Origin of the sequence: Moorena sp. SIO4E2 (assembly GCF_010671945.1) — a bacterium.
GTDB lineage: Bacteria > Cyanobacteriota > Cyanobacteriia > Cyanobacteriales > Coleofasciculaceae > Moorena > Moorena producens.
Window position 1 is genome coordinate 8311 of record NZ_JAAHIE010000210.1, and the last position, 3367, is coordinate 11677.

The following is a 3367-nucleotide window of genomic DNA, read 5'->3' on the forward strand; positions in this document are numbered from 1 at the left end:
CAGCGGTCAGCGGTCAGCCTTCAGCCTTCAGCCTTCAGCCTTCAGCCGTCAGCCGTCAGCCGTCAGCCTTTGGCTGTTCGCTTAGGGTGCGCGTAGCGCATAAGCACCTCAAGTAGCGTGCGCGTAGCGCATAAGCTGAAAGCTGATAACTGATAGCTGATAACTGATAGCTGATAGCTGATAGCTGATAGCTGAAAGCTGATAGCTGATAGCTGATAGCTGATAGCTGAAAGCTGATAGCTGATAGCTTACAGTTTGACTTGGTAGTTGCTGAATAAACTAATACAGTAATAATAAAGTAATGGAAAGGGTTCAGAACTCAGACAAGCTTGTTATTAGCTTCTACAAATGGGTAGGTATTCTGGTTTTGGTTTACCTACTAATTTTGGCAGTAGGGATAATTGGTACAGGCTTTAGGTCAGCTACTGGGGAGCAAGCTAAGGAATTGTTCGAGTTTGCTACTAATCCCTTTGCTGCTTTAATTGTCGGTACCCTAGCAACTGCTTTAATCCAATCTTCAAGTACAGTAACCTCGATTATTGTAGGTCTAGTAGCTGGTGGTTTGCCAGTGGCAACGGCTGTTCCTATGGTTATGGGCGCTAACATTGGCACCACCATCACTAATACACTGGTTAGTTTAGGACATATTCAAAATAAGGACGAATTTAAACAGGCTTTTGCTGCTGCAACCATCCACGACTTATTCAATCTGATTAGTGTCGTTATCTTCCTACCTTTGGAAATTACCACTCACTTCCTGGAAAAGATTAGTCTGTTTTTAACAAGCCTGGTTGTGGGGGAAAACTCGCTCAGCTTAAACAACGTTAATCTGATTAAATTTGCCACTGCTCCAGTCACTGATAGGATTAAAACTATCAGTAACATTTTCCCAGAACCATTTAATGGTATTGCCCTGATTGTCCTAGGTATCAGTGTTATTTTCCTATCCATCTTTTTCATTGGCAAACTACTCAAAACCCTAATGGTAGGACGAGCGAATCAGATGTTGCACACTGCTATCGGTAACGGTCCCATTGCTGGGATTGCTTCTGGGACACTAGTCACTGTAATCGTGCAATCTTCCTCGACTACCACCAGCCTGATCGTTCCCCTAGCTGGTACAGGTTTATTGAGCTTACAAGAAATTTATCCCTTCACCCTAGGAGCAAATATCGGAACCTGTATCACTGCCTTACTTGCCGCTACCGGAATAACCGAAAACCCAATCCCTGCTCTAGAAATAGCTACAGTGCATCTACTTTACAACAGCCTCGCAGTTGTGATCATCTACAGCATTCCTGTGTTGAGACAAATGCCAATCCTGGGTGCAGAAACCTTAGCCGCTGTTGCCACTGAGCGGAAGTATTTAGCCTTTGTCTATATTGCAAGCGTTTTCTTCTTGATTCCTGTACTACTTCTGAGTCTATCCACCTTGCTGTGACAGCTTAGCACTTCCTTAAGAGCAGAGTGCTGGTAAGCTATCAGCGTGTCGCGTATCAGCTCTCAGCGTGTCGCGTATCAGCTCTCAGCTATCAGCTATCAGCGATTAGCGCTATCCGCACGCTACTTGAGGTGCTAGCTTATGGGCACGCTTGGCCAAAGGCCAATGGTTTACTGCTGAATGCTTAGATGGGCTTTTACCCAGACTTTCAATTTGATAAAATCTCCAACTCTTAAATTTTTTGGTTCCAGGTTTATGTAAAGCATTAGGCTGTTCCCATAGCGTGAGCCTAATGCTCACGGCTGACAGCTGACGGCTGACAGCTGACGACTGCTGATTCTCTATAGTCCACTTAACTCTAGAGAGTTCATTAATAATAATTATTGCTAAGCAAACCATAGCAAGCCTTACTATACAAGCTTTATCTTCTCTAAGGCTAACTCTTAGCTTATAGGCTTAGGATAGCTTTAGTAAAATTTATCAAAATAATTTCTCAACTATTGACTGCCGCGTTGCCTTTGAGTTACAGTCTATAAAATAGACCCGATCACTGAGCCTTTCCAGCAATAGCCGAAAGGTTAAGCAGCAAAAGGGTGAATCTACACTAGATGGAGACACAGTATGTTAGAGCAAATCAAAGGATTGACTGCTGAAAAGCGCACAGTTAGCAAAATTCAAGTCGAAATCAAGGAAATCGTTCCCAATACTCCCCGTAAGACTACTGAATCTTCCCTAAATACTGACGCTGACGGTGGTGATCTTAGAAGCGAGGAATCCTGAGACTATCTGACCTTTTCAGGTAGCTATTGCTTATGAGCCTAGAATTGTTTGCAATAATTAGTTGCTAATAATTTTGGCGTAATCCGAGCTTGTATCAGAAATTAGAGAAATCTTCTCAATTATATTTCTGGTGCAAGCTAGTTGCTTAGTATATTTTTTTTGTTGCTAAAGATTCTCAAATAGTTATGTCAGTGCTCGCAAAAATCCTCAATCCTTATAGTGAGCAGAAATTCCTGGAATACCATTGGACGAGTAAAGCAGTATTTATCCCAACTGAGGACGAAAAGAAGTTTGCTGATCTATTTTCCTGGCAAAAACTCACCCATCTGCTGAATTTCCATCAATTTAAGTATCCGGAGCTGCGCTTAGCCTTAGATGGCAAAGTTTTGGAGGGAAAGGAAAACGCTAATCTGATCAAGTGGTGTCAATCAGGGGCAACTCTAATCATCGACAAGGTACATAAACTAGTACCAGAAATTACTAACTTCACCTCAGAAGTTAGACAAGATTTAGGCTATAGTGCTCAAGTCAATTCCTATTGTTCATGGCCCAGTAAACAGGGATTTTCCTGTCACTACGATACTCACGAAGTCTTTATCTTGCAAATAGAGGGAAACAAGGAATGGTACGTATTTAGCGATACTTTAAAATACCCCTTGACTGAGCAAAAATCAGCCTCTGAAACACCTCCGGAAGGGGATCCTTACTTGAAGTGTACCCTTACCCCTGGTGATGTGTTGTATATACCCCGTGGACATTGGCATTATGCTGTTGCTCTAGATCAACCGTCACTACATTTAACCCTAGGGATTCATTGCCAGACTGGTGTGGATTTTTTAGATTGGTTAGTGAGTGAGTTACGGCAGAATGAAGCCTGGCGTGAAAGTTTGCCACTGCGGTTCGATGCTGAGCCATTAGATCAGTCGATTGATAACTTAATCCAAAATTTAAAGCAATACCTTACTAACAGTGATATCCAGGAACGATATAACCGTTATCTTGATGGCTTAGTCAAGCCACTAGCTAGATACTCTCTACCTGCGCAAGCAGGATTTAATATATTTCCCAATGGTGTAGAGACTAGGTTTAGTATCCCAAATTTAAACGCCTCAAAATTTCACAACTGCCAGATCAAAATGGCTACAA

General features: G+C 42.4%; 4 protein-coding genes. All 4 read left to right on the forward strand.

The annotated features are described in order from the left end of the window. Nucleotides 1-301: 301 nt before the first annotated feature. A complete protein-coding gene (locus F6K37_RS20600) occupies nt 302-1441 on the forward strand; it encodes a Na/Pi symporter (RefSeq protein WP_008187070.1) in 1140 nt (379 codons plus the stop codon). 26 nt (nt 1442-1467) lie between these two features. Next, on the forward strand, nt 1468-1629 hold the full coding sequence (locus tag F6K37_RS20605; RefSeq protein ID WP_287251790.1) for a hypothetical protein: 162 nt from the start codon (nt 1468-1470) through the stop codon (nt 1627-1629). 433 nt (nt 1630-2062) lie between these two features. Further along, nucleotides 2063-2221: a hypothetical protein gene (locus F6K37_RS20610; RefSeq protein ID WP_287251791.1), complete on the forward strand. Its 159-nt coding sequence runs from the start codon at nt 2063-2065 to the stop codon at nt 2219-2221. A 185-nt stretch (nt 2222-2406) separates the two neighbouring features. Next, nucleotides 2407-3367 (forward strand): cupin domain-containing protein (locus F6K37_RS20615; RefSeq protein ID WP_287251792.1); only part of this gene is annotated, 961 nt, incomplete at its 3' end.

Excerpts from the sequence above, each read along its gene's own strand:
- F6K37_RS20600 (WP_008187070.1), top strand. The coding sequence starts at position 302 with ATGGAAAGGGTTCAGAACTCAGACAAGCTTGTTATTAGCTTCTACAAA.
- F6K37_RS20610 (WP_287251791.1), top strand. The coding sequence starts at position 2,063 with ATGTTAGAGCAAATCAAAGGATTGACTGCTGAAAAGCGCACAGTTAGC.